The sequence below is a fragment of the Thermosediminibacter oceani DSM 16646 genome, assembly GCF_000144645.1.
Taxonomy (GTDB): Bacteria; Bacillota; Thermosediminibacteria; order Thermosediminibacterales; family Thermosediminibacteraceae; genus Thermosediminibacter; species Thermosediminibacter oceani.
In genome coordinates this window covers 308,853-335,459 of the sequence record NC_014377.1, presented here as the reverse complement: position 1 = coordinate 335,459, position 26,607 = coordinate 308,853, and the positions used below count along the sequence as shown (strand labels likewise).

The 26,607-nt window shown below is 48.8% G+C and carries 23 protein-coding genes; 2 read left to right on the top strand and 21 right to left on the bottom strand.

Annotated features, from left to right (window positions below; genetic code table 11):
* Positions 1–49 precede the first annotated feature (49 nt).
* Positions 50–1,921 (top strand): anaerobic carbon-monoxide dehydrogenase catalytic subunit, encoded by a 1,872-nt coding sequence (gene cooS / locus TOCE_RS01730; protein WP_013275166.1) that lies wholly within the window; start codon positions 50–52, stop codon positions 1,919–1,921.
* 70 nt (positions 1,922–1,991) lie between these two features.
* Here cooS and TOCE_RS01725 read toward each other — a convergent pair whose 3' ends face one another.
* From TOCE_RS01725 to TOCE_RS01700, 6 genes are all read right to left on the bottom strand, one after another.
* Positions 1,992–3,452 carry an IS1182 family transposase gene (locus TOCE_RS01725; RefSeq protein ID WP_041423823.1) on the bottom strand — a complete coding sequence of 487 codons (1,461 nt, stop codon included), beginning with the start codon at positions 3,450–3,452 and terminating at the stop codon, positions 1,992–1,994.
* A 161-nt stretch (positions 3,453–3,613) separates the two neighbouring features.
* The gene (locus TOCE_RS01720; protein ID WP_013275164.1) at positions 3,614–4,174 is read right to left on the bottom strand and encodes a pyridoxamine 5'-phosphate oxidase family protein; all 561 of its coding nucleotides are present in this window, start codon (positions 4,172–4,174) and stop codon (positions 3,614–3,616) included.
* A gap of 594 nt (positions 4,175–4,768) precedes the next feature.
* Positions 4,769–6,784 (bottom strand): prenyltransferase/squalene oxidase repeat-containing protein, encoded by a 2,016-nt coding sequence (locus TOCE_RS01715; protein ID WP_013275163.1) that lies wholly within the window; start codon positions 6,782–6,784, stop codon positions 4,769–4,771.
* A gap of 98 nt (positions 6,785–6,882) precedes the next feature.
* Entirely contained in the window at positions 6,883–7,614 is a 732-nt protein-coding gene (locus TOCE_RS01710) for a hypothetical protein (RefSeq protein ID WP_013275162.1), read from the bottom strand.
* 286 nt (positions 7,615–7,900) lie between these two features.
* Positions 7,901–9,247 (bottom strand): M56 family metallopeptidase, encoded by a 1,347-nt coding sequence (locus tag TOCE_RS01705; RefSeq protein ID WP_013275161.1) that lies wholly within the window; start codon positions 9,245–9,247, stop codon positions 7,901–7,903.
* Between the two features lie 12 nt (positions 9,248–9,259).
* On the bottom strand, positions 9,260–9,628 hold the full coding sequence (locus TOCE_RS01700; protein ID WP_013275160.1) for a BlaI/MecI/CopY family transcriptional regulator: 369 nt from the start codon (positions 9,626–9,628) through the stop codon (positions 9,260–9,262).
* A gap of 231 nt (positions 9,629–9,859) precedes the next feature.
* On the opposite strand from TOCE_RS01700, the gene TOCE_RS01695 reads away from it, so the two are divergent.
* Entirely contained in the window at positions 9,860–10,813 is a 954-nt protein-coding gene (locus TOCE_RS01695) for a DMT family transporter (RefSeq protein ID WP_013275159.1), read from the top strand.
* A gap of 18 nt (positions 10,814–10,831) precedes the next feature.
* Here the strand turns inward: TOCE_RS01695 and nagA are convergent, their stop codons facing one another.
* The 15 genes from nagA to cbiT all read right to left on the bottom strand — a co-directional run bounded on the left by nagA (position 10,832) and on the right by cbiT (position 26,595).
* On the bottom strand, positions 10,832–12,007 hold the full coding sequence (gene nagA / locus TOCE_RS01690; protein WP_013275158.1) for an N-acetylglucosamine-6-phosphate deacetylase: 1,176 nt from the start codon (positions 12,005–12,007) through the stop codon (positions 10,832–10,834).
* A 46-nt stretch (positions 12,008–12,053) separates the two neighbouring features.
* Positions 12,054–12,785, bottom strand: coding sequence for a glucosamine-6-phosphate deaminase (gene nagB / locus TOCE_RS01685; protein WP_013275157.1), 732 nt, complete (start codon positions 12,783–12,785; stop codon positions 12,054–12,056).
* Between the two features lie 18 nt (positions 12,786–12,803).
* On the bottom strand, positions 12,804–13,511 hold the full coding sequence (locus TOCE_RS01680; RefSeq protein ID WP_013275156.1) for a GntR family transcriptional regulator: 708 nt from the start codon (positions 13,509–13,511) through the stop codon (positions 12,804–12,806).
* Between the two features lie 72 nt (positions 13,512–13,583).
* On the bottom strand, positions 13,584–15,374 hold the full coding sequence (locus TOCE_RS01675; protein ID WP_013275155.1) for a flavin monoamine oxidase family protein: 1,791 nt from the start codon (positions 15,372–15,374) through the stop codon (positions 13,584–13,586).
* 234 nt (positions 15,375–15,608) lie between these two features.
* Positions 15,609–17,483 carry a glutamate-1-semialdehyde 2,1-aminomutase gene (gene hemL, locus TOCE_RS01665; RefSeq protein ID WP_013275154.1) on the bottom strand — a complete coding sequence of 625 codons (1,875 nt, stop codon included), beginning with the start codon at positions 17,481–17,483 and terminating at the stop codon, positions 15,609–15,611.
* Complete coding sequence (hemB, locus tag TOCE_RS01660) at positions 17,465–18,439, bottom strand: porphobilinogen synthase (RefSeq protein WP_013275153.1); 975 nt, start codon at positions 18,437–18,439, stop codon at positions 17,465–17,467. Before hemB ends, hemL begins: the two co-directional genes overlap by 19 nt.
* On the bottom strand, positions 18,402–19,958 hold the full coding sequence (gene cobA / locus TOCE_RS01655; RefSeq protein ID WP_041423820.1) for a uroporphyrinogen-III C-methyltransferase: 1,557 nt from the start codon (positions 19,956–19,958) through the stop codon (positions 18,402–18,404). The genes hemB and cobA overlap by 38 nt, the downstream gene beginning before the upstream one ends.
* Positions 19,948–20,871, bottom strand: a complete 924-nt coding sequence (hemC, locus tag TOCE_RS01650; RefSeq protein WP_049817880.1) for a hydroxymethylbilane synthase — start codon at positions 20,869–20,871, stop codon at positions 19,948–19,950. The genes cobA and hemC overlap by 11 nt, the downstream gene beginning before the upstream one ends.
* On the bottom strand, positions 20,831–22,090 hold the full coding sequence (gene hemA / locus TOCE_RS01645) for a glutamyl-tRNA reductase (RefSeq protein WP_049817879.1): 1,260 nt from the start codon (positions 22,088–22,090) through the stop codon (positions 20,831–20,833). Before hemA ends, hemC begins: the two co-directional genes overlap by 41 nt.
* Positions 22,080–22,838 carry a precorrin-6A reductase gene (gene cobK / locus TOCE_RS01640; RefSeq protein WP_013275149.1) on the bottom strand — a complete coding sequence of 253 codons (759 nt, stop codon included), beginning with the start codon at positions 22,836–22,838 and terminating at the stop codon, positions 22,080–22,082. The genes hemA and cobK overlap by 11 nt, the downstream gene beginning before the upstream one ends.
* The gene (gene cobJ / locus TOCE_RS01635; protein ID WP_013275148.1) at positions 22,835–23,566 is read right to left on the bottom strand and encodes a precorrin-3B C(17)-methyltransferase; all 732 of its coding nucleotides are present in this window, start codon (positions 23,564–23,566) and stop codon (positions 22,835–22,837) included. The genes cobK and cobJ overlap by 4 nt, the downstream gene beginning before the upstream one ends.
* The gene (gene cbiG / locus TOCE_RS01630) at positions 23,563–24,609 is read right to left on the bottom strand and encodes a cobalt-precorrin 5A hydrolase (RefSeq protein ID WP_013275147.1); all 1,047 of its coding nucleotides are present in this window, start codon (positions 24,607–24,609) and stop codon (positions 23,563–23,565) included. The genes cobJ and cbiG overlap by 4 nt, the downstream gene beginning before the upstream one ends.
* Positions 24,606–25,358 carry a precorrin-4 C(11)-methyltransferase gene (gene cobM / locus TOCE_RS01625; RefSeq protein ID WP_013275146.1) on the bottom strand — a complete coding sequence of 251 codons (753 nt, stop codon included), beginning with the start codon at positions 25,356–25,358 and terminating at the stop codon, positions 24,606–24,608. Before cobM ends, cbiG begins: the two co-directional genes overlap by 4 nt.
* Positions 25,355–26,044 (bottom strand): precorrin-2 C(20)-methyltransferase, encoded by a 690-nt coding sequence (cobI, locus tag TOCE_RS01620; RefSeq protein WP_013275145.1) that lies wholly within the window; start codon positions 26,042–26,044, stop codon positions 25,355–25,357. Before cobI ends, cobM begins: the two co-directional genes overlap by 4 nt.
* Entirely contained in the window at positions 26,044–26,595 is a 552-nt protein-coding gene (cbiT, locus tag TOCE_RS01615) for a precorrin-6Y C5,15-methyltransferase (decarboxylating) subunit CbiT (protein WP_187286579.1), read from the bottom strand. Before cbiT ends, cobI begins: the two co-directional genes overlap by 1 nt.
* Between the last annotated feature and the right edge of the window lie 12 nt (positions 26,596–26,607).

Genomic DNA, 26,607 nt, shown 5'->3' with positions numbered 1-26,607 from the left:
TAATAATGATAGTTACTAAACTAATATTTACTGCCGGGAGGTTAAAAAAATGGAAATGTGTACTTCTGCGGATAAAAAATTAATCGATTTTATGCGTTCAAAATTTGAAGTAGAGACATCCTTTAACCGCGTTTCAAGTCAAGCCGTGAAGTGCGGCTTTGGCATGCAAGGGGTTTGCTGCCGGCTGTGCACCAACGGACCCTGCCGGATCACCCCCCAGTCTCCTAAAGGGGTCTGCGGGGCCACCGCCGACACCATCGTCGCCCGGAATTTTTTACGGTCAGTGGCTGCCGGAGCGGCCTGCTACCTGCACATATTGGAAAACACCGCAAAAAATTTGCGCGCTCTTGGCCAGGGGAAAAACGGGTTAACCATTAAAGGACCGGAAACACTGCGTGAACTAGCCGAGATGTTTGAAATAGAGGAAACCGATCCGGCGCAGCAAGCCGTCAAAATAGCGGAGCGGGTGCTGGAAGATCTTTACCTGCCCCGGGAACAGCAAATGACCCTGGTGGAAAAACTGGCCTACCGGTCAAGATTCCAGCGTTGGAAGGAACTGAACATACTGCCCGGCGGTGCTAAGTCCGAAGTCTTCGACGCCATCGTCAAAACCAGCACCAACCTATCCAGCGACCCGGTGGATATGCTGCTGCACGCTTTAAAACTGGGTATTGCTACGGGTTTATACGGCTTGACTTTAACTAATTATTTAAATGACATTATGTTGGGTGAACCCCAAATTACTACCGCTAAAGTAGGTTTTTCCGTGGTGGACCCGGATTATATCAATATTATGGTTACCGGCCACCAGCATTCCCTCATCGGAGTACTGCAGGATAAAATAGTTACCCCCGAAGCAGACGCGCTGGCGAGCAAGAATGGGGCCAAAGGCTTCAAGATAGTGGGCTGCACCTGCGTAGGCCAGGATATGCAGCAGCGCGGAGCGCACTACCGGAAAGCTTTTGCAGGTCATGTCGGCAACAACTTCACCAGCGAGGCTCTGCTGGCCACCGGCGGTATCGATCTGGTAGTATCCGACTTCAATTGCACCGTGCCGGGCATTGAGACTATTTGCGAGCAATTTCAAGTAGCGCAAATCTGCCTGGATGACGTGGCTAAAAAATCTAACGCAGACTTTATACGGTTCGATAGCAGCGAGGCTGCAGACATAGCGGAAAAAATTATGCACGCGGCTCTGGAAAGCTATACCCGGCGCCGGGGCAAAGTACAGGTGGATATACCCGACCACGGCTGCGACGACGCAGTAACCGGTCTTAGTAAAAAATCATTGAAAAGTTTTCTGGGCGGGAATTTTAAACCTTTAATCGACTTAATAGCCAGCGGTAAAATCAGGGGAGTTGCCGCTGTGGTGGGCTGTTCCAATCTTACAGCCAAGGGACATGATGTTTTTACCGTAGAGTTAACCAAAGAGCTTATCAAGCGGGATATCATCGTTCTGTCCGCCGGCTGCACCAGCGGTGGTCTGGAAAACGTCGGTTTGACCTCTCCGGGAGCGGCGGAACTGGCCGGCGACAATTTAAAAGAGGTTTGCCGTACGCTGGGTATACCGCCGGTACTGAACTTTGGACCGTGTTTGGCTATAGGGCGACTGGAAACAGTAGCCGCTGAATTGGCCCAGGCCCTCGATATCGACATCCCAGAGCTGCCACTGGTATTGTCTGCCCCGCAGTGGCTGGAAGAACAAGCTCTGGCTGACGCCTCCTTCGGGCTGGCCCTGGGGTTACCGATTCACGTTGCTATCCCGCCCTTTGTTACCGGCAGCCAGTTGGTAAGCAAGGTTTTAACTGAGGATGTGGAACAGCTAACCGGCGGGAAGGTCATTGTGGAGGGTGAAATCGTACCGGCGGCAGAAAAACTGGCCGATATCATTGAGCAGAAAAGAAAAGCCCTGTTATCGTAAGCGGGAAAACTTTAAGCGCAGGAAGTAGTAAAAACTACTCCTGCGCTTCAGCTTGTAGACAAAGCCGCTTTTAGGATGCATAACCTAAAAGCGGCTTTTTGTTGAAGGCGAAGAAAATTTTTAAGAAAAACGAATGTAAAGCGGGGACTGTTGGCGGAAACGTTCCCCGTCTTTTCTTCCATAAAGCCAGCTTTTTTAAATTCATGCATGCGAAAAGAAGCGTGAGGTAATGTCCAACTTTCCTCAAGCCTCGTAGATTTGTATAGCGCATGCCATGCTTTTCCTTCGCATCGGCAAATACCCGCTCGATGGTCTGGCCGCGCATTTTGTATAGTTCTTTACCCCATTGGGTGTGTCTTATATCTTCCGCTATTTCTATGTAATGCTCCCATATATGCCGAGTTATGATTTTTGTGTAATTTTTACTTTTGGTGCACTGTAGGCGCATGGGACATTTACAGCATATTTGGGGGTTGCTCCTATATTCCCGGTATCCCGCCCGGTTGGTGGTGCTGTATTCTAATATTTGGTTGTTGGGGCATATGTAACAATCATAATATTCGTCATAGACGTATTCGCGTTTTTTAAAGTAGCCATCTTTGGTCATCGACCTCTTGTAGGGCATAACGGGAAGCGCTCCTGCCTCAATGATTTCTCTGCATATCCCGGGGGTTTTGTAGCCTGCATCAACCACTACCGCCTCTATTTTAGAAAATTTATCGTTTACTTCTTGAAATAAATCGGAGAATACCTGGCTGTCATGAACATTTCCAGGTGCTATTTTGACACCAAGGACAAAGTTGTTCCGGTCACAGGCTACAGAAGCTGTGTAGGCAAAGCAGCGCTCTTTTTCCCCTTTTTGAAACATCCCACTTTCAGGATCTGTGGTGCTTACCCTGACTTTTTTAGAGCTATTTTCTCCTTTGTTGTTATCGTCATCATCATCTTCTTCTTCAAAGGGCTTTTTACCGTTTGCTTCCCGTTCGGCGTTGATTTCTTTTAAAAGTTCTTCCTTATATTTTTGAGTCCGTTGCTTAGCGACTTTCTCGATATATTTATTCTTATTGGCACTGGCTTTTATGTGAGTAGCATCGATAAATACTGCATCTGTTTTAACAAACCCGCATTCTATTGCTTCCATCAACACCCGCTCGAATATCTTTTCAAATAGATCACTTTCCTTAAACCGCCGTTCATAGTTTTTTCCAAAAGTTGAAAAGTGAGGTATTTTTTCTTGTAATCCATAGCCTAAAAACCAACGGTAAGCTACATTGACTTCTACTTCTCTGATGGTTTGGCGCATGGAGCGGATTCCATACAATGCTTGGAGCATGAGTAGCTTAATTAACACTACCGGGTCAATACTAGGTCTTCCTGTATTTTCGCTATATAGGTCTTTTACTTCTTCATATATGAAACTAAAGTCGATGCTTTCTTCTACAGCTCTAAGGAGATGGTCTTGAGGCACCAGGCTATCGATGCTTACTAATTCTACTTGCTTTATTATTTCTCTATTTTTCTTCGTTAACATTTCATCGCCCCACAATATTTTTGTATCTTCTTTAATTTTACTAAAAAGCTGATGATTTTTGTACTAGCTTTTGCAAAAAAAGACTGTCGACAGTTACTTTGTCGACAGTCTGAAGCGCAGGAAGTAGTAAAAACTACTCCTGCGCTTTTTTGTTTCCTTCATTATTCTGTTCTTCCCCACTTTAGTTCTTCTCCATTTGCATCAAATTTCTTTCTTTTGGCTGTTATTTCTTCAATTTCTATAGAGTCTACATTAGTCCTATTTAATCCTGCTTTAATTGCTATAGGAAAATAAGCCATTTTTGTCGGGGTATATTTTTCGCATATTAATTTCAGTGCCTTAATCTTTTCATCTTCATCCTCTACTAATTTTACTTTTCCTACTACAACAGCAGATTCAAACTCAGTGGTAAAAACTTTACTAATAAGTGCATTTGCTTTTGATTCATCCTTTGCGATTTCATCCAATTCTTCATTGGAATAGATTTCTGGAATTTTTGTTTCTCCAACGAAAACTACACTAACTTTAGGGTTTTTCTCCAGTATTTTAACCTTCCTTCCATCCTTGGCTGAATGAAAATATAATGTATTCCCATCTCTTACAATAGAAAGAGGAATACCATAAGGTTCACCCTCATCCACCATTGAAAGAACTCCATATATGGATTTATCTATGACTTTTAGTCCAAATTCCCTGTTCATTTCTCTATCTTTTCTTCTCATAATTTTCACCCTTTAAAAAACTACACATTACTTATTTCTTAAATTTATTTTCAATTCCTTCTTGTATCATCCCTTCATCTTTAGCTTCTTTTAAAAAGAGGTGATGAAAAATTTCAGAATACTATATTGAGCTATTTCTCATCTCTCCAGTTAGGTTTTTGGGTTGTCAATTTAATTCTAACCAGAGGGGTGAGGGTGGCTCAACCCTTTTTTAAAACTCCCTTTTTACACAATTATATGGAATTAACTCTATTACCCAAGCCTTTGATGTATTGTCTTATATTGTTCTGAATCTATATAAATTCTTGAGTGTATAATTTGTCGGGATTTTTCTGATTCCAAAAAACCGCTATACTCACGTATCCTTAATTCATTTTTTCGTAGAGTTCGGCTTCGGTATCTTTTATGCTGATGTTAGATTGAGAAAATAATACTTACTATTAAAATTATAAACAGCGCAATTACGACTATAATTTTTTCTTCACGATGGCATTCCTCCAACCAGGAAGAGGCACCCGGAAGAGGGGATGGCTAGCACCCTCCTTCTCACCACTAGATATGCAGGTGCGTATCTCGAATAGTTTCTATTCATACTCACCAAAAACGCGGGATTTCAGTACGTCCTTTTCCCGAAAAATAGAAATAAAGTCTTTCGTTTACTTTTCCTTTTGGAATTTCAAAGACAAGTATATCATTATATTCAGGGGTTTGCGAAACTTTAGCTTTTGCCAGTATTTTATTTTTTCCGTCTGTAATATAATATTCATTCCAATGGCCGTGCTCATTGTTGTATAGTTTAAGCAGAATAAGATCAAAATCCTTAAGACGCCTTAATTTATATCCGCTTACCGAAAGGCCTTTCTTACCGTTGTAGCTTGCCTCAATTGCTCTGCTTGAAGTCCTTACACTGTAGTTTTTTATGAATGAATACATTTGCATGTACTTTTCCGTCAATGAAAGAGAAGGGGGACTCTCAAAGTTCTGTCTTACTCCTCCCTCATCAGATTTAAAGAGATTCAGATAATCATAGGAACAAAACAAGGGTTCCTCCAGAACATGGTTATACTTTTGTATCATCATAGCATAATACGTTATTAAAAGGTCTCCTTTTTCCGCTTTATTCAATTCCTGGTTTATTAGTTTCTTTGCAAACGAATCTACTTGTTCATTGTAAGAGCTGATGATATTAATGTTGTCGATCAGTTTTACCGAGTAATACAGGGGAACTATGGAGACTATAGAATTTGCTTTTAAACTATCCCCAATGACCTTTTCGGCGTTGATATATATTTTCTGTTTTAAGGTCTCCGGAATTTCTTCGCCCAGCATTATAAGGATTTCGACATAATTTGATACGTCATATAACTCCTGTTCAAAATTGTCCCGGTTAAGTTTTTCCTCAAGATTTTTGTAGGTGTTCTGGAGAAAATCTTCATACAAATGCTGATTTGAATCTTTTAAAGTCGATTTTAAATTTCTATCTTTGTCTAATATTTGTAGAGCTTTTAAAGTATTCAACATCACCAGAGGATGATAGTCTGGACTCCCAAGTAATGCTTTCAAAGTGCGGTTCAGGTATTGCTCTACGATGTTTGCATTTTTAACTTCATATCCTAATTCTGTTAATATATAAAGGCATTTATAAGTGGCTTGGGGAGTCGAAGGGCTTATAAACGGCTTGTTGAAGCCGCCTGCAGGATTCATGTGTGCGAATATAAAATTTACAAGCTCATTTTTTTCGGGCCCGGTTATTTTGTAATTTAATCTGCGCAAAGCACTTACGGCATAATATGTTTCCCGGTCTGTAGATGAATCTTCAACTACAGCAGAAAACCCGCCGTCTAAATTTTTATACTTTAAAAGAGTTGTTTTAATAACAGAATTTAATCTATCGTCTTCAAAAAAACTCAAAAACCACAGTTTTTCAATAAAAGAGGATTTACCTTGCTCCATCTCACTGGTAAGCTGTTGGCGTATGTTTTCGTCTATTTTTACAGGTTCGTCAAAGTAACGTAGAAAAAACAGTTTTGTCAGGGTATTCATACTAGTTGATGTCAAACATAATTTTTTAAATTGAGTTTTGACATCTAAGAACTTTTCTTCGTTTTCTATGGCTTTAACGCTCTCCAAGACAAAATAATTTAAAAAAGGTTCTTTTTCGGCACTATGCTCATAATAGAGATTATCAGGCTTTTTTAGCCGGACAAAGAGATTTTTTATTTCCTGTTTTAGATTTTCATCAAATTCAAAACCGAGCCTCTTCAGGCTTAAAATTGCAAAGAAGGTATTTTGTATTTGTCTGCTATACTGGCTTTCACTGCCAAAATATCCGGCCTTGGTTTTTATTGACAATATCCACTGGATGGTTTTTTCTTTAAAATCTTTATTAAGGGGAATATTAATCATATCACATATCTCTAAAAAATAATAAGTAGAAGATAAATCCCGGTCTTGGATTAAAAAATGCTCCTTGAATCCTCCGTCATTATTTTGCGAGGCATATATCTTTTTCTTTGTATTTTCCTCCCATGTAATTCTCGTTAAATTATCACATGATACCGTAAAAAAGATTATCAAAAAAACAAAAAACAAAGATAATATCCTCTTCATAAAGCATCTCCCTACAAAACTGAATTGTTAATTTCTATGTAAAATTAGGTCACATGGGGCTTGTCTATATAATTTCAGCCCTATGTGACAATTATTTGTTAATCAGTATACCAGTTAATATAAGTTTCTATATAGTCATAGCTTCCGTCATAAAATAATCCAGCTCTAGTAGATGTGCCACAGCTTGTGAGTACACCAGCAGCATAAGCGTAATGGTATTTTGCGTCATGGAATCTAAGGTTTTCTCTAAATTCATCATATTGTATACTACTACCAGAAATTAGAGTAAAGCCTGGCGACAGACCCTGGCCATATGAAAAATCCAAACCGACTCCATAACAATAAGATTTAACCATTAAATGGTTTTCGTAACTACCGCTTGGTTCTGTTAAGATATCGCTGGCTCCCATACCACACCATTTAGCTGCAACAGGAGTTCCAAAAAATCCAATCCCAGACCAGGCCGCTACCTGACATGTTTGCGAACCCACATCTACAATATCAGTTTTATAGGTAAACGTAAGCTCAGGACATACATGCGAAGCAGATAATATGCTTGGATTACTATTATTTTGGTGTTTTTTCAAAAAGTATATTTTAGAACCGGGAGCAACTTCCAGCCTAGTAAAATCTGTCTTAGTAATTGATTTGTCTATAATATATTCATTGCTACTAATTTGTTTTATTAATTTAGGATCATTTTCCGAATATGCTTTAATATATTCTTCTATCGGAATTAAATCACCATCTATAGGTGCCGCTTGTACAGAGGAAATCAAAGTAGTTAATATCAAACATATTAATGTAGCAATTGAAATAATTCTTTGCATTTTTGTATCACCCTCCTCATAATCATGTTTTAATATTCGTAAAATTAAATTTACAGACTATGATCCAACGGCAGCACTTCCTTTCTAATAAAATTTTTTCCCTTTACTTTATAAAAGTACATTCGAGAATCAAAAACGCAACCCCCAAAATATAAATTTTACAAAAATTTTCAGTTCTTTATTTGCCAATTTTCCTGTTTGATATTTTTTATTTCTTTTATCAACACTCAATTAAATCCTGACTTGCCTCATCAAAATCATACCCCATTAACCTATTGAATATTTTTTATTTTAGTTTTTCAAATCGCCCTGATACAATTTTAAATTGACCAATGACTGTTCTCCCGTCTTTATCATAAAGAGGTATCAATTTATCACCAAGATTATTTTGAGCTACGGCTTCCTCCGGTGTGCGCGGATCAGGAGGGTTCAGGTCCGAGGACCGTACATAACCGAATGTTCCATCTATGCCTATGGCTGCAATTAAATCCGGCTCCTCTCCTAAAACCTCAGCATAAATTGCTGGACCATAAGTTTCGCCATATTCATTTACTCGATATTGATAATTCGAAATTTCTTTTGGTTTTGGCAAGGCGGATTCACTGCTGCCTTTTCTTTCGAGGGCTGACGTCTCCACTGCACCTGCCAAAATAGCGCCTAATAATACGATTGCCAGTGTTATTGCGGTTGCAACCATGCGCACCCATTTTTTGCTCATTGGGACTTTATCTTTCAGTATTATATCGACCCTCCTTTCCAGTTGTTTCCGTTTGCCGCTGAATGCGGAAAATAATTTGGCGCTTTGGTCCGCAACGTTCCATAGCACACTCAGCATTAACTCACAATACCGCCTCCTTTCCCGATTGCTCATTGATTTCACAACACTTTCGTCACAGGATAGTTCGCAGAAGCGGTCAATGTCGAACCTTGCCGCATAGGCTAGAGGGTTGAACCAATGTATCGCGTTGATAAAAAGCATCAAGAATTTCAACCAGCCATCACGGCGTTTCCAGTGGGTCAGTTCATGAAGAAAAACGCATTGCAATTCGTCCGCAGAAAGTTTAATATCCGGCAGGACGATGCGGGGCTTTATGATGCCGTAAAGAAAGGGTGTTGTTATGCACGGTGAGATGTATACTGGGATTTGTCTTGTTATGCCCATTTGCTGTTTACACTTGAAAAGTACCTCCAAAATCTGCATATCATCGGTCAAACGACAGATTCTGAAAATGCGGCGGTTCAGATTATAGTTATGGACAAGAATTACAACCATGAATATCAGAGTTCCGGCCATCAATATATATGGCAGAATTTCAAAGTAAACGGAAGCTCCTGCATAGCCTTTTTGCTGTGATATACCGCCAGCAGCAAAGTTCAAAGCGGTGAGTGGGTTTAATCCCGTAATAGAGGGCAGTTCGAAGCCTTTGTCGGACATCTTTAGAAAGCTCAGATCAAGCCCGGACATCCACCGGTGATACGGCAGCAGGAAAAACATATATACAGCTATATTGGTGTAATAATGCCATGCCGCAGAAAAGTATTTAAGGGTTACCGCACTCAAAACTTTCAGAATCAGGTATATTCCTCCGGCTACAACCGACATGATAAACAGTTGATTGTAAATGTCGTTCAATATAAGCACCACCTATTCTTTCAGGCGTTTCAAAATGCTTTCAATATCTTCCTTCGTCAAATCGCCATTGTCGCACAAAGCGGTTATAAAGCCCAATACGGAGCCTTTATGAACATCGTTTATGAATTGCTTTGTTACAAAATTCCGGTATTCCTGTTCCGTTACACAAGGTTCATAATAGTTGGCTTTTCCTATCCTGGTCGCCTTAAGTATCCCTTTTTTCATCAAACGGGTCAAAAAAGTAACCACCGTGTTTTGCTTCCATGCCTTGTCCTCCGGTAGATTTCGCATGATTTCCGAAGTTGTAACCGGGCGCCCGGCTTTCCAAATGTATTCCATAATCTGTTTTTCCGCATCAGATATCCTTTGTAGCTTTTTCATGAGAATCACCTTTCATTAATCTATATTATGTAAGTCAATTTTATTCTACATCGCGTAAGTTGTCAATAGTTTTTCGAAAACAAAATTAATTTTGGATAACTCAAGCCACGAATATGGTACTCGTGACTTTGGGGTTTGTTTTGATAAAGTAATTGTGCCCTCAATTTTTCAATAAACATCCCCATACCCTAGACCATAATTTTTATGCTACTATATTTTGAGGGTGATGTTATGAATTTAGATAAAGTCAAAGGCTATCTTGCAGGAGTGGGTTTTTCATCTATTTTCGGGTTTTCCTTCATGTTCACCAAAAACGCTTTGGAAAGGGTGGACCCCTTCCGATTTATAGGTTTCAGGTTTGCCCTGGCAGCTTTCACTATCGGGTTGCTGGCGGCTACGGGCGTGATAAAGTTTTCGCTAAGGGGTAAGAGCCTTGCGCCCCTTCTCGCGGTCGCCTTTTTGCAGCCCGTCTGCTACTTCACATTTGAGACCATGGGGGTAAACCTCACTTCTTCTTCACAGGCCGGCATGATGATGGCACTCATCCCTATCTTCGTAGCCATTCTCAGCGCCCTCGTGCTGAAAGAGCGTCCCAGCCTGGCCCAGGCTTTTTTCATCATCCTCTCGGTAACGGGTGTGATTATCATAGCCGCCTTTCAGGGTGTAAACGGCGGTGGAGCCAACCTGCACGGGCTTTTGTTCCTCACCGGAGCCGTGCTCTCAGCAGCTTTTTACAACATTGCCAGCCGGCGCTTTTCCACCAAATATACGCCTTTTGAAGTCACTTTTGTAATGATGTGGGTGGGGGCTCTTTTCTTCAATACCGTGGCTTTTATACTGCACCTGAAATCGGGGAATCCGGGCACTTTTTTAGCTCCTCTCACCGACGGCAGGGTCCTGGTATCCCTCTTTTACCTGGGGATAGGCTCTTCGGTGATCGCCTTTTTCCTGGTGAACTACTCGCTGTCGCGGCTTTCCGCATCCCAATCGGCGGTGTTTTCAAACCTGACGACGGTCATATCCATCCTGGCCGGCGTGGCTTTTCGCGGTGAGCCCTTTTTCTGGTATCACGCTGCCGGTGCCCTAATGATCCTGGCCGGTGTGTGGGGAACCAACTATTTTTCGCGGAGCCCTGAACAAACAAAAAAATCCCCGGGGTTCGGGGAATCCTCTTCAATAGAATAAGGTTTATTATCTCCCGATTTATATTTTCTCTGAAAAGCTAAAAGGAACTCCTTCCACCATAGCCCATTTTACTCTTATCTCATCGTCGAATATGATCATATCCGCATCCTTTCCCACCTCTATACTGCCCTTCTTTTGCGAGAGCCCTATCGCCCCGGCAGGGTTCAGGCTCGCCATCCTCACCGCTTCGCAAAGCGAAACTCCGATAGTCCTCACCATGTAGCGCACCGCCCTGTCCAGGGTAAGGGTGGAGCCTGCCAGGGTTCCGTCCTGCAATCTCGCCTCGCCGTTTCTCACTATAACCTTCTGACCGGCCAGGGTGTACTCTCCGTCGGAAAGCCCGCAGGCCATCATCGCATCGGATACGAGGACGATCCTGTCCTTTCCTTTGGCCCTTAGTATCAGCCTGACCGCCGCTGGGTGCAGGTGTATGCCGTCGCATATAACCTCGCAGTAAACCCTTTCGTCGGTCAGCGCCGCACCGGCAGCCCCGGGTTCCCGGTGGTCGAACCCCCTCATGCCGTTGAAGGTATGGGTTACCAGGGTCACGCCCAGATCTATCCCGCGCTTTGCTTCATCGTAGGTGGCATTGGTGTGGCCCATGGCGGCCACGATACCTCTTTCCCTTAGAAAGGATATGGCATCCTCGGCGCCGGCGGCTTCCGGAGCCAGCGCCACCACCCGGATGCTGTTTTCCGAAAGGCGAAGGAGTTCGTCCAGTTCGGCCGTATCGGGTTTCCTTATGTATTCTGCGGGCTGGGCTCCCCTTTTTGCAGTTGAAAAATACGGCCCTTCCACATAAATTCCCAAAAGCTTTGCCCTCGCTTTATCAGGCCCCTGGATTTTTATAAAACCTGCCGCATTTTTTATCGCCCTTTTCATCTCCTCAAAAGGTGCCGTGAGTACCGTCGCCAGGAACCCGGTCACGCCGTTTTTCAGGTGAAATTCAGCTATGGTCTCCAGAGCCCCGGGTGTAGCTTCCATAAAGTCTCTGCCGTAACTTCCATGATTGTGGATGTCGATAAAACCGGGCGACAGGTAGTTACCCCCTGCATCCACCACTAAGTCGAAGTTTTCACCGGGTTCCCTCCCTTTTTTCACTTCCGCAATACTGCCGTCCCGAACCAGAACCCAGTGGTCATCCAGCACCTCGAAGGGAGTTATCACCCGGGCGTTTTTTATCAGCACCTTCATTTTACACCACCCCCCTAGAAATCAGACGCCGGCTGTATCGCAGCGTCTATCTTTTTTTGGCAGCCGCATCTTTATCCATCACGACGGTGACGTCCCTGTGGAGAAGCAGGAACGAAGCAGGCACCCTGGTGGAAACCGCATCATCATCCAGAAGTTCCGCCATTATAGCGGCTTTTTCGGGGCCGCTGGCCAAAAGCAGGATTTTTTTCGCCTGTATTATGGTACCTAAGCCCACCGTTATGGCTTTTCTGGGAACCTCGTCAATGCTCCCGAAGAAGCGGGCGTTGGCTGCCAGGGTATCGGGCGCAAGATCGGTCAGGTGGGTGGCGGTCAGGAGCTCATCGCCCGGCTCGTTGAAGCCTATGTGGCCGTTTACGCCGATGCCGAGAAGCTGCAGGTCGATTCCGCCACACTTTTTTATTTCTTCGTCGTATCTTAGGCATTCTTCCTCCACGTCCCGGGCCGTTCCGTCGGGAATATGGATGTTTTCCGGCCTTACGTTTACGTGGTCGAAGAAGTTCCTGTACATGTAGTAGTGGTAGCTCCTTTTATCATCGGGCGAAAGGCCGTAGTATTCGTCCAGGTTGAAGGTTATTACCCGGGAAAAGTCGAGTTTTCCTTCTTTATACATTCGCACCAGTTCCCTGTAGGTGCCGAGTGGCGTGCTCCCCGTAGCAAGGCCCAGCACCAGGTCCGGCTTTTTTTTGATTTCCTCCGCTATTATGTTAGCCGCAATCCTGCTCATCTCCTGATAGTCCCCGGCGACGATAATTTTCATAACTTTCCCTCCAATCTATTACCTATTGAGATTTACCGTTATCTTGAACTGGTCAGATTTGTAATAGGAAACCTCGTAGAAAACCGGCTTTGTGTGAAAGTATACGCTCTCCACTTTCAACAAGGGGACGGTCTCCTCCAGCATCAACAGCGCTTCGAGATCCGGCGTGGAGAGCACCGCCGAAAAACTGGTCCTGGAACTCCTGACTTCGATTCCGTACCGGGTGCTCAAAAGTTCGTATAAAGAACCGCTGAGATCTATTTTTTCAAAATCCGGCACCAGCAATACGGGGATGTATACGGTCTCCACCGCTACCGGTACCCCGTCGGCTTTCCTTAATCTAGCCACCCTGTAGACTTCTTCTTTCAAATCTATACCGAGAAACGCTTTCAGTTCACCGGCGGGAAGCCTGTCAAATTCGACCACTTCGGTCCGGGGCGTCATCCCCCTGCTCCTGACCATCTCGGTAAAACTCATGAGACCTTCCTGCTCTATCCAGGGGATGGCCACAAAGCTGCCCCTGCCCTTTTCCCTGACGATAACACCTTCCAGTTCCAGTTCCTTCAGAGCCTGTCGTACGGTCATCCTGCTGAGGCCGAAGCGCTCGCAGTATTCCCTCTCGGAGGGCAGCGGGTCCCCGGGCTTCAGGTCATGCCTTTTTATTTCATCCCTGATTATCTGTTTCAGCCTGAAATAAGCGGGTATCGGGCTTTTTTTGTCCAGCATTGGAACACCTCCATAATTAGTATACCATATATATGTATAGTTGTATAGACATGTAATGTTAAAAAATTTACGTCAATATATTTTTGCCGCCTTCGCTGACCGGGCTATCCCGTTGGCCGCTTCCATACCAGTCTTCAATGCACCGTTGGCCCAGCCATGGGTCCCGGATATATGTTCTCCTGCGAAGTATACTCTGCCGTCGTATTCGGGGAGCGCCGACGCCCAAGAAAATATTCGCTTTTGCTCCGGAAAATAGTAACAAAACCCCCCTAAAAAGGTTGGCTGCCTACCCCAGCTGATTCTGGCAAAGTCAACAACTACGGGGTCAAGATATCCTTTGGGCAATCCGTGGACTTCCTCCACCTGACGCTTTATTATTTCAAAGGCCACGTCATCGGGTATATTGCCCAGGCGGGCCGCATCTAATGTTAGATTATAAGAGGCCAGAAGAACCCCCGGTTCATCAGGTGAATACCCGTGTCTCATATCCCAGCTGTCCGCCGGCGACACAAAGAAACCCCTGCGCACCCTCTCCTTCCATTTTGAATTGCACCGCGCATGGTCCGATGGATACCGAATTTGTTGGATTGGCAGGTCTGTATAACTTGCACCGCCGACAATCCTCTCGCCGGGCCCGCCAAGTTCCCAAAAGCGGAACTTGCAGAGAAAGAGGGTTTTCTGGGCCTCGATATAATTCACCTCTTTTATCGCCTGCATCTTTCTGTTTCTAAAAGGAGGATCTATCTTGACAATCCTGAGGGTCGAAAATGGTATTGCGCATACCACATAGTCAAAATCTTCCTGAAGGCAGTCTCTCGTATATCTTGTTTTATACCTTAGGGTAACCCTTCCGTCTTCCCCGTGTCTAAATATTCCGTCCACCCAGGTACCCCTTCGCCAGGTAACTCTGCCCAAATGTCGGTCAGGGATACCGGGGTATTCTTTGGGATTGGGGCTGGTCAGCGATTCGTAAAAAGCCAGCGGCAGGCGGGCCATCCCTCCTATTATTTCATAAAGGAAGTTAAAGACAGCGGGATAGACTTCCGTAAGAAATTCTATATAACCGTTATACAAAAACGAGCCCACAGCGGGAGATAAGCTTCCCAGGAGATAGATAGCATCCTGACTGAGTCCCGCCTCCTCCATCACCCTGCGCACGTCGAAATAGTCCCAATATACTATTGCCGGGCTATAAATAGGCCTTACATCCACCGTTTCCGGGCGGACCTCCTGCAGCATTCGCAGAAGAGGCGTCTCAAGGGCGTAGAAAATGAGGTCTTCCCAGGGCGTCCTCCTTTCCCACCCGTTCAAATCGAACTTCGGGTAGATTCTTTCCATTACGTTCCTTCCTTCGGCGTCGTTCCTTACCCGAACGCCTTTTACGTAGATAAAGGCGTTCTCATTGGTCTGGACGAAGGGGCGGGTAGGCAGTTTAAAAAGGTTAATGTAATGCCATGTGGTTTCGTGGGAAACGGGAAACCGCATAGCCCCCAGTTCGCCGTAATATTTTTTCTCCTCGTCGAAATAGTAGGTATATATTCTCCCCCCTATGCGGTCTTCCAGGGCTTCGAATACGGTGATATCGAATCCCAGCTTGCGAAGCTCAAAGGCGGCGGAAAGTCCCGCAAGGCCGCCTCCGATAATGCCTACCTTTACACCTCTAAATTCTCCCGGCGAGGCAATGGTCGTAATATCGGGAGGCGGTCCCAGCACTTTTAATATATTGTCAAAATCTTCAAGCCGCCCCACTCGCTCCAGTGAGTAGCGCAAAAGACCGTACCTTTCTTCATCCGTGGGATTATCGGGCATATACGGCGTAAATCCCGGCTCAGAAGGGACTATGTTGGGTTTTTTGCGGGACATGGTCGCTTTCCTCCTTGTAATTTATCTTAACCTTATATTGAATCTATTCAATAAAATACGGATGATTGCATGTACAGTTAAAAAGGGAGGCAAGAAACATCACCTAAAGGCTTTTTCACCGCCCAACCTGAATACAGCAAAAAACCAGAGTTCGTTTCAAAACTCTGGCTTTTATAAAGAAAATAGTGCTTATTCTGATGAAGTTAGAGAAGCTGAAGAAATGGTAGGACTTTTTTAATAATTTTTCTTCAGGTTTTTCGCAGCGTTCCAGGCGGCTTCGATGGTCTTTTTTATATCTTCGTCGGAATGGGCCGCCGAGAGGAAGAAGGCCTCGAACTGGGCCGGGGGCAGGTATACGCCCTGTTTTAGCATTTCCCGGAAGAAGACCGCATAAAGCCGTGTATCCGATTTCACGGCCGTGTCGTAGTTCCTCACCTTTTCCCCGGTGAAGAATACCGTCATCATGCTGCACACCCTGTTTACGGTTACCGGTATGCCGGCATCCTCCATAACTTCTTTAAAACCGCTACAAAGCCTTTCCGCTCTGCGGTCCAGTTCATCGTAAAGGCCCGGGTTTTTCGACAGCACCTCCAGGGTTGTTAAACCTGCGGCCATGGCCAGGGGATTACCCGAAAGGGTTCCGGCCTGGTACACAGGTCCGTCCGGGGATACGCACCTCATTATGTCTTCCCTGCCGCCGTAAACTCCGACTGGCAGGCCCCCGCCTATTATCTTGCCCAGCGTGGTCAGGTCCGGCTCGATGCCGTAATAGCCCTGGGCACCCGAGTATGAGACCCTGAAGCCGGTTATCACCTCATCGAAGATTAGAAGCGCTCCGTACTTTCGGGGGAGTTCCCTCAATGCTCTCAAAAAGTCCTCCTCGGGAGGCACCACCCCCATGTTGCCGGCCACCGGCTCCACGATGACCGCCGCGATATCGGGGCCTTTTTCCTCGAATATTTCTTCCAGCATATCGACGTCGTTATACCTGGCGACAAGGGTTAACCTCGCTGTATCTTCCGGGACCCCGCCCGAATCCGGGATTCCGTATGTGATTAGGCCTGAGCCCGCCCTGATGAGCAGGCTGTCCGAGTGGCCATGATAGCATCCTGCAAATTTAACGATCAGATTTCGCCCCGTATAGCCCCTGGCCAGCCTAATGGCACTCATGGTGGCCTCCGTGCCCGAGTTGACCATCCTGACCACTTCCATCGAAGGCACGGCCTCCCTTATCTTTTCGGCCAAAAGCACTTCCAGTTCGGTGCAGGCTCCGAAGCTGGTGCCCAGCTCCGCCTGCCTTTTTAAGGCCTCTACCACCGCCGGATGGGAGTGCCCCAGTATCAGCGGCCCCCAGGACAGCACGTAATCAATATATTCATTACCGTCCTCATCCCATACGCGGCTGCCGAATCCCCTTTTGATGAAAACCGGGTCTCCCCCCACGGCTCCGAACGCCCTAACGGGACTGTTCACACCCCCGGGCATCACCTTTTTTGCCCTCTGAAAAAGTTCCGAAGACTTCATTTTATCCCCCTTTCCCCGAAATAAGCCCCTTCCTTTTATAAGGCTATAATAAAGCCTTATCTTCTCTTCAGGTGTCAGTTTAGCCGCCTTGGCCTCGGCTCTGGCCCTTTCGAGATCCCGAATGAGGTCGTCGACCTCTTCCGGCACGATCCCTTCCAGCCATTCCCTGACAACCTTTGACAACAGCGGGCTCTTGCCTCCCGATGAAACTGCGACCGCAAGATCGCCGCGCCTGAGTACCGAGGGCACGATAAAGGAAGAGAGCCCGGGGTCGTCGGCAACGTTGACAGGTATCCCCCGCTGAGCCGCCTCTTCGGCCACCTGCCGGTTAACCACCGGGTCATCGGAGGCCGCAAAGGCCATGAAAAAACCCTCCAGGTCCCCAACGGAGTAGCACCTTTCCAGGATTACAATCCTGCCTTTTTCGCCCAGCTCCCTTATATCTTTATTTATCTTTGTCGCTATTACGGTAACAGCCGCACCGCATTCCAGCAGGGACCTGATCTTCCGGTAGGCCACGGCACCCGCACCGACCACCAGGCATTTTTTGTTTCTCAAATCGAGCATCACCGGGTAGTAAGCCATCGGGCTACTTCCTTTGCATGGTACGTTATGATAAGGTCGGCCCCGGCCCTTTTTATGGAGGTCAGCGCTTCTAAGACCGAAGTTTTTTCGTCCAAAAATCCCATACTCGCCGCAGCCTTTATCATAGAATACTCCCCGCTAACGTTGTACGCCGCCAGCGGTACCCCGAAGCGATCCTTTGCCCGCCTTATGACGTCCAGGTATGCCAAGGCGGGCTTTACCATGATTATGTCGGCACCCTCCAGGATGTCGAGCTCGATCTCTCTCATTGCTTCGTTGGAGTTGGCAGGGTCCATCTGGTACGATCTCCTGTCTCCGAACATAGGCGCCGAATGGGCGGCTTCCCTGAAAGGTCCGTAAAAGGACGAGGCATACTTGGCACTGTAGGCCATTACGGGCACATGGCTGAAACCTTCACCGTCCAGCAGCTGCCTGATGCCCCTCACGCGACCGTCCATCATATCCGACGGCGCCACCATATCGGCACCCGCTTTTACGTGTGACAGGGCTGTCCGGGCTATTAACTTAACGGTTTCGTCGTTTTCGATACGTCCGTTTCTCACCACACCGCAGTGGCCGTGGCTCGTATAGGCGCAGAGGCATACATCGGTTATTACAACGAGGGACGGTTCCGCTTCCTTTATGACCCGCACCGCCCTCTGGACTATGCCGTCGTCGGAATACGCCTCGCTGCCGAATTCATCTTTTGAAGCGGGCACCCCGAATAAAAGTACGGCAGGTATGCCGAGCTCTCTTATCTCCTTCACTTCCTCCGGCAGCCGGTCGATAGAATACCGGTATACGCCGGGCATGGAATCAATTTCCTGCTTTATGTTCTCCCCGTGCGCCACAAAGAGGGGATAAATAAGGTCCTTTACATCCAAACAAGTTTCCCTCACCATTTCCCTTACGGTGGTGTTATATCTCAATCTCCTGGGCCTTTTTATTACCTCCATCTCCTTCACCTCTCCCAACAAATTTCTCTAGAAGGGCCTTTTGGAGCCCTTCCAGCGTATGCTCCTTTGGACATACGTCCACTTTCAATCCCGTTTTCTCTATGGCCGCCGCCGTTGTCGGACCTATCGCGGCGATGAAAACTTTTTTCAGCTTCTCGGGCAGTTTTCCCACCATTTGCTCCATACGGTAAAAGGACGAGGGACTGGTAAAAACCGCCGCATCCACGCCTTTTCCCAGTTCTTCGATGAGCCTCTCTCTCACGTCGTAGTTGGGCAGATTTTTATAGGCTGCGATTTTCATTACCCGGTATCCCCTGGCCTCCAATCCGCCTACGAGTTCCTGTCCTCCGATATCCGAGGTGATGACGGCGGCGGTCCTTTTACCGCCTCCACCGGCCGGTATTTTTTCAAGCAGGTCTTTTGAAGTGAATTCTTCCGGTACCAGGTCGGGGTAAATAAACACTTCCTCGAGTCTTTCCGCCGTCTTCCTACCCACCGCCGCCACCGTAGCACCGCCGAGCCTCCTCAGGTCCAGCCTCATCCGCCTCATGGCTCCGGCAAAGGCCGTAACGGCGTTCTTGCTTGTAAACACGAGAAGGTTTAGGTCCCCCGCATTTGCTAAAAACCCGGCCGTTTCCCCGTAATCGAACTCTATTTTTACGGTGGGGCAGTGGATGACTTCGGCCCCGGCGTCTTCAAGGAAGTCAAAGGGGCCGTCCTCCGGTTGGCCCTTTTCCGCGTCGATTGTTCCCGTCACCAGTATCCTCCGGCCGTGGAGGGGTTTCCCCTCAAACCAGTTTAAATACTCCCACAGGCCAACCGTACCGCCGACGACAAAAACCGCCGGGTTTTTGATGCCCGCCTCTTTCACCCTGCGGACTATATCGGCCAGAGTGCCCGTCACCGTCTTCTGGGCAGGAGTGGCACCCCACATGATCATAGCGGCCGGGGTGTCCGCCGGCTTTCCGTATTTTAAAAGGTTGCTGACGATTGATTCCAGGTTCTTTACTCCCATCAGGAAAATCAGGGTGCCTTTCAAGCGGGATAGGGAATCCCAGTCCGCCCTCTCCCCACAGCCGTCGCTCCCCGTAATTACGTGAAAGGAGGAACTGATGCCGCGGTGGGTTACCGGTACCCCGGCGTAAGCCGGCACCGCGATGGCTGAAGTAACCCCCGGCACCACTTCCACCGGCACTCCTCTCTCCGTCAGGTAAAGGGCTTCCTCGCTCCCCCTGCCGAAAACGAAAGGGTCTCCGCCCTTTAACCTGACTACGGTCATGCCCTTTAAAGCTTTTTCCAGCAGTATTTCATTAATCCTGTGCTGGGGCACGGGGTGGTTATCCGGAGCCTTTCCCACATCGATGAGTTCAGCATCTTTTCTTGCCAGAGTCAGGATCTCCCTATTCATGAGCCGGTCGTACAGCACCGCATCGGCCTTCTTCAGCACCCGGACGGCTTTGAGGGTCAAAAGCCCGGGGTCTCCGGGGCCGGCGCCTATGAGATAAACCTTACCGGTCACTGCTATCACCCAGCCTTTCTGCAAGTCTCAGCCCGATTTCTTCGGCTTCTTTTAACTTTCCGGACATCGTGCCCTTGCAGACGCTTCCGTTTTTTTCCACCATTCCTACCAGGGTCACCACCGTCCCTTCCACCCTCGCAAAGGCCCCCAGCGGCACCCGGCAGCTTCCCCCCAGGGCCCTCATGAAGGATCTTTCCGCCCTCACGGCAACCTCGGTTGCTTTGTGGCTCACAAGCCCGGCCAATTCCAATATATCGTCGTCCTTCCTGGCTTCCACCGCCAGCGCTCCCTGGCCCACAGCGGGCACTATCACCTCCGGTGGAAAATACTCCGCGATAAGTTCCTCCAGGCCGAGCCTCTTTATGCCTGCGGCCGCCAGCACCAAACCGTCCAGTTCCAGGTCATCCATTTTCCGGATTCTGGTCGGGACGTTGCCCCTGACCGGCACAATGTCTAGATCGGGCCTGAGGGCTTTGAGCTGTACCGACCGCCTCAGGCTGGACGTCCCGATCCTCGCCCCGGGCCTCAGGTTCAAAAGTCTTCTCTTGTCTCTCGATATGAGCACATCTCTGGGGTCTTCCCTTTCCGTTACCGCCGCTATGCACAAACCTTCGGGAAGCTCGTAGGGCACGTCCTTCATGCTGTGAACGGCCAGGTCTATCGATCCGGCGAGGAGCGCCTCTTCTATCTCCTTTACGAAAACCCCCTTGCCTCCCGCATCGCTCAAATTTACATCCAGCAGTTTATCGCCCTGCGTCTTAATTTTAACGACTTCGAATTCCAGTTCGGGACGGCGATCCTTTAACAACCTTATGACTATTTCGGTCTGGACCAGGGCCAACCTGCTCTCCCTGCTCCCTACCCTCACAATCCTACCCGTTGGTATCACCCCACTGAAAGGCCGCCACCACATCGGAGTCGATCTTCCCGTTTTCGGCCAGGAATTTCAACGCCGAGAGGTATCGGGCCGCTATTTTTGCACCCACCCGGTCCAGGGCTTTCTTGATGTGCCTTCTTTCTCTGTCGCCCATTTCCGGGAGTTTGCCGTTAACCTTTTCGAATTCCGCAAGGCATACACCTTCCACGTATTTATTCAGCTGTTTAATAACCGGTACTACAGCCAGGCAGCTGTACCATTTCACGTAATCTTCGAGGGCCGCCTTAGCCATTTCCTCGATCACCGCTGCCAGTTTGCGCCTTTGGTTTTCGTTTTCCACTGCCGCCATTTTCAGGTCGTCGAGGGTGAAGAGGCTCACGCCCGGTATACTCCCTATCCGGGGATCGATGTCTCTGGGAACGGCCAGGTCCACCATGCAGACCCTTCCGCCCCGGTAGGCTGCTTTGAATTTATCGTAATCCACCGTATAATGGGGCGCATCGGTTGCACTGATGACTATGTCGCTTGAGGCTATCTTTTCGTATTTTTGGTCATAGGGAACTACGGTAATTTCCGGTATCTCTCTTTTCAGGTTAAGGGCTCTTTCGTGGGTCCTGTTGGACACCGAAACATGAGCGATACCCTTCTGGATGAGGTATTTTATCGCAATCCTTGCCATTTCTCCGGCACCGATTACGAAGGCGGTCCTTCCGGAAAGTCCTCCCAGGACGTCTTCTACAAACTTTACCGCTATATAGCTGATGGAAAGGGGATGATCGGATATGCGGGTTTCGAATCTCGCCTTCTTGCCCAGGGCAACCGCATCCGAAAACAGCCTGTTCAATATCTTCCCCGAGGCTCCCGCTTCCAGTGCCTTTTCCCAGGCTTCCCTCACCTGCCCCAGGATCTGGTCTTCCCCCAGCACCATGGACTCCAGCCCGCACGCCACCCGGAAAAGGTGGAGGGCGGCATCCTTTCCGGAAAGCGTGAAAAGATTTTGACTCAATTCATCCTTTTCTGCGCCAGAAAGGCCGATCAAAAAATCTCCTGCCCAGTTCCGGGCCTCTTTTTCGGCGACCAGATAGACTTCGGTCCTGTTGCAGGTGGATAATATCACCGCTTCCCGCACGCCTTCGGTGCCTTTTAACCGGGAAAGGCAGTCGAAAAGGTCCCGCTGCTTTATTGCCACCCTTTCCCTTATCTCCACGGGCACCCTGTGGTCTATTCCCGTGACGACAATTTCTTCAAGACCCATCGTCATTCCCCATCTCCTTCAGAAGGTCTTCCATGTTATTTACGACAACCGGATAAACCAGGGGAGGTCTCTGGATTAAAATGACCGGAATTCCAAGCCTCCGTGCAGCCTCGAGCTTTTCCGGCACGCCTCCTTCCGGGCCGCTTTCCTTACTCACCACCGCATCGATTCCGTAATCCCTGAACATCAGGTAGTTCATCTCCGCGCTGAAGGGTCCCCGGGCGGCTATGATCTCCCCGGGCGAAAAACCGAGTTGTTCGCATTTTTTCAGAACTTCACTGGTGGGAAGAACCCTCACCACCAGCTTTTTCCCCATGCCCTTTAGCCCGGCGAATTTTTCCAGGTTCCTGCTGCCTATAGTGAGAAAGATGGTGTGGAATTCGGCGGCTTTTTGCGCCGCATCTTCGAAGTCCCTCGCCATTATAACGCCTGTGTAATATTCCCTTGCGGATTCTTTTCGCTCATACCTTATGTACTTTACCCCCATCTGCCTTGTGACCTCTATGGCCTTCAGGCTTATATCCTTCGCAAACGGGTGGGTGGCATCGACCACAACCCTGATACCGCGACGGGCGATGAATTCCCTAAGACCCGTATCGCCGAAAGGCCCTATCCTCACCCTCACCCTTTCCCCCAGGAGCTGCCCGCCGTAATCGGTGACAACGCTGGCGAAGACCTCAAAACCCATCGACGACAATTTTTCCGCCAGCAACCGGCCGTCTTTTGTCCCTGCCAGGACGAGTATCATACCCTGTACCCCCGGGGAGTTATGATCCACCGGCCGCTGATGAAGGTACTTTCGCCACCGACTACGACGATGGTGCTCATGTCCACGTTATATTCCGGCAATTTGTCGAGTCTTGTGATCGCCACCGACTGACCTTCTCTCGAAGCCTTTCTCACTATACCCACCGGCGTATCCGGCTTTTTATGGCGCATCAAAATCTCCCAGGCCCTCGAGAGGTTTTCCGGCCTTTCCGAGCTCCCGGGGTTGTATATGGCGATGACAAAATCGGCCTGGGCCGCCAATGAGAGCCTTTTTTCGATAACCTCCCAAGGCACCAGGTGGTCGGAGAGGCTCACAACGGCAAAATCCTGCATCAGCGGCGCCCCCAGAATGGCTGCCGCCGAATTTACGGCGCTGACACCGGGTATGACCTCGATCTCCGTCTGCGCACCGCCTTTCAGAGCTACTTCCAGGAGCAGGCCTGCCATGCCGTACACGCCCGGGTCTCCGCCGCTCACCAGGCTTACCTTCAACCCTTTTCCGGCAAGCTCCAGGGCTTTCCTGCATCTTTCTACCTCATCTCTCATGCCCGATACGATCACCATCTTGCCCTCGATAAGGGGCTTTATGAGATTTATGTAGGTCGTATATCCCACTACGACATCGGAGTCTTTTAAGGCTTTTGCGGCCCTAAAGGTCAGGTCTTCCGAACTGCCGGGGCCGATGCCCACCACCTTTATCCAGCTCATTTCATCCTCCTCCTGAAGATCGCGAGGGTAAATCCCCCTCCCCGGAAGTACCCCAGTTCCTCTCCACCGTTACTCGCAAGAAACGCAGAGGGCCTCGCGACGCTTCCCACGCCGATCCTCTGTTTTACAAATTCAGAGAGCGGAAATCTATTTTCCACTTCCTGCAGCCTCTTTACCGTATAGAACTCCACCGGAACTTTCAAGCTCCGGGAAAGCTCGTTTATACTCTCTTCCTCCCGCTTCAGGTCAACGGTGGCTATACGGCCTATACCGGTTACCGATAGATTCAATTGGTCCAAAGCTTCGGAGAGGAGCCGCAAAAGCTCCGGGTACTTTGCCCCTTTTCTCGCTCCTATGCCGAGCACCAGGCTTCGGGGCCTTAATATTACGTGCGGTATCCCCGGCGGGTTCACCCTTTTGTCGGTTATGAATACGGCGGCAGCGGCGTCTCGGGGGACCCTGTCGCATATTACCGCATTCTGCTCGAAATGACGTCTTTCGATGGCGTCCACCGGATAACCGGATTCCAGGACGTAAGCCACCTTATCACCCCGCAGCAGGCACGAACTTACCCTTTTAAGGCCCTCAAAATTCTCTATATAAAGTCCCAGCTTTGCCGCCGTCACGTCGGGCGTCTCGATGCCGGCTAGATCACTTGCCGTGGTGATCACCGGTACGGCCCCCGTGGCCTTCGCCACCGCCTTTGCCAGGTCGTTGGCACCTCCCAGGTGGCCCGAAACAAGGCTTATCGCAAACCTCGCCCTCTCGTCCAGCACCACCACCGCCGGGTCAAGCCTCTTGCCTTTTAGCGCCCCGGCGATGGACCTTACGGCGATGCCGGTCGCAGTCACAAAAATCAAGCCCCGGTATTTAGGGAAGATGCCGTGTACAAATTCGATAAAATCGCCTTCTATCGGGTAAGTCCCGGGACTTCCCGCTTTTATGAGCTTCTCAGGCAGGTAAATATCGCTCCCCAGGCTTTCCCGGAGGCGCAGGGCGATCCCGGCCCCTCTTTCGGTTACCGCTATGACCGCCGTCTTCAAGGCGTTCCACTCCTGAAGCCGTGGGAAAAGGACGGATCGTACAGCTTCGAAAATTCGAAGGCGTCGCCCAGGGCTTCGCCGACTATGATGACGGCGGTCCTTTTTATACCTTCTTCCTCCACCTTTCCGGCTATATCTTCAAGGGTGCCCCTGACTACTTTCTGGTCCTCCCAGGTGGCCCTGTACACAACGGCAACCGGAGTCTTCGGGCCGTACGATTGTATGAGCTCATCGGCGACATCTTTTATCCTGTCGGCGCTCAGGAACACCGCCATGGTGGCCCGGTGGGCCGCAAGACTTTTTAACCTTTCTCTTTCGGGCACGGGGGTCCTGCCCGGAACCCTGGTTATTATTACCGTCTGGCTCACTCCGGGCACCGTGAGCTCACTTTTAAGTACGGCGGCGGCAGCGGTGAAGGAGCTGACTCCCGGTATTATCTCGAAGGGTATGCCGAGCTTTTTGAGCATCTCCGCCTGCTCCCTGACGGCGCTGTATATGGAGGGGTCGCCGGTGTGAAGTCTGGCAACATCAAGGCCTTCCCCGTGGGCACTTTTCATCACATCTATTATTTCCTCCAGGTTCATGCCCGAGCTGTCGTAAACCCTGGCGTCCCGCCTAGCATACCGCAGGACATCCGGGTTTACCAGGGAACCGGCGTATATGACCACACCGCAGGATGCCAGGATATTTGCGCCCTTTACCGTGATGAGGTCAGGATCGCCGGGGCCGGCTCCGATAAAATATATCATGGCTTCACCTTCTTTCCGATTATGACGGACAAATAATCGATCTTTTGTCCCCTGTATTTTTCAGGCTCCAGGGTGACGACTTCATCGCGGTGCCCGCACCTTACCACCAGGCCGGAGCGAAAACCCTTTTGCTCCAAGAGGTCCAGCACGCCGCCGTAATCCGATGAAACCTTCATAACAACCACGTTGTCAAAGTTCTCCAGGGCCTTCTCCAGAATTTCCCGGTCCCCCGCGGGCACCACCGCAAATGGCTTTCTCCCTTCGGCTACGGGCATTAAAAGTTTTGCTGCGGCCGCCGAAAAGGATGTAACTCCGGGAATTACCTCTATTTCAAAATCCGTCAACCTTTCGGTCATGTATATAAAAGTGCTGTAGGTCATGGGGTCCCCCAGGGTGATGAAGGCCGTATCGTTGCCTTCTAATAGCATGCGCCTTATTAGATCCGCGTTTTTATCCAGCGCTTCCTGCCTCGCCCTGCCGCAGGCGCCCATTTCAAAGGGCATCTTCAACAGCTTCCCTTTTATGTACGGCTTTGCGATTTCGAAGGCGATACTATCCCCCCCGGCGCTCGGGGCTATTACTATATCAACTTTTTCCAGTACCCGGACCGCCCTGAGGGTAAGGAGTTCCGGGTCACCCGGCCCCACGCCTACTCCGTAAAATTTACCGGCTGATTTCGTTTTCATTATGCGCACTCCCCGTTTTCAAAGTCCCGCCCCATCGGCCTTGCGGTTATGATGAAGACCGGATTTCGGGCTATCATCATGTGCTTTTGGCCCGCCTTCCTGGAAGAGGCAATGTTTACCAGCAGCAAATCCCATTCAAAACCTTCCCCTTCCAGCAGCCCGGTGGCTGCATATACGGTTTCCACCGTAACGGCATTGATCACCATCACTCCGTCTTTTTTCAGCCTCGAGGACGCAGCTTTCAGCACGTCCGCCGTCCTCTCGCCCGTTCCTCCTATAAAAATCCTGTCCGGGTCCGGGAGGTTTTCTAGAGCTTCCGGTGCCTCTCCCGGAACGGGCACCAGGTTGGTTGCTCCGAATTTTCTGGCGTTTTCGACTATGAGGCCCAGGGCGGCCTTATCCTTCTCGACGGCAAAAACCCGACCTTCGCTGCAGAAAAGCGCCGCCTCCACGGACACGGAACCCGTCCCCGCGCCGATATCCCAGACCACAGAGTTTTTTTTCAACCTCATCTTGGCCAGGGAGATGACCCTCGTCTCTTCCTTGGTCATGGGCACATCCCC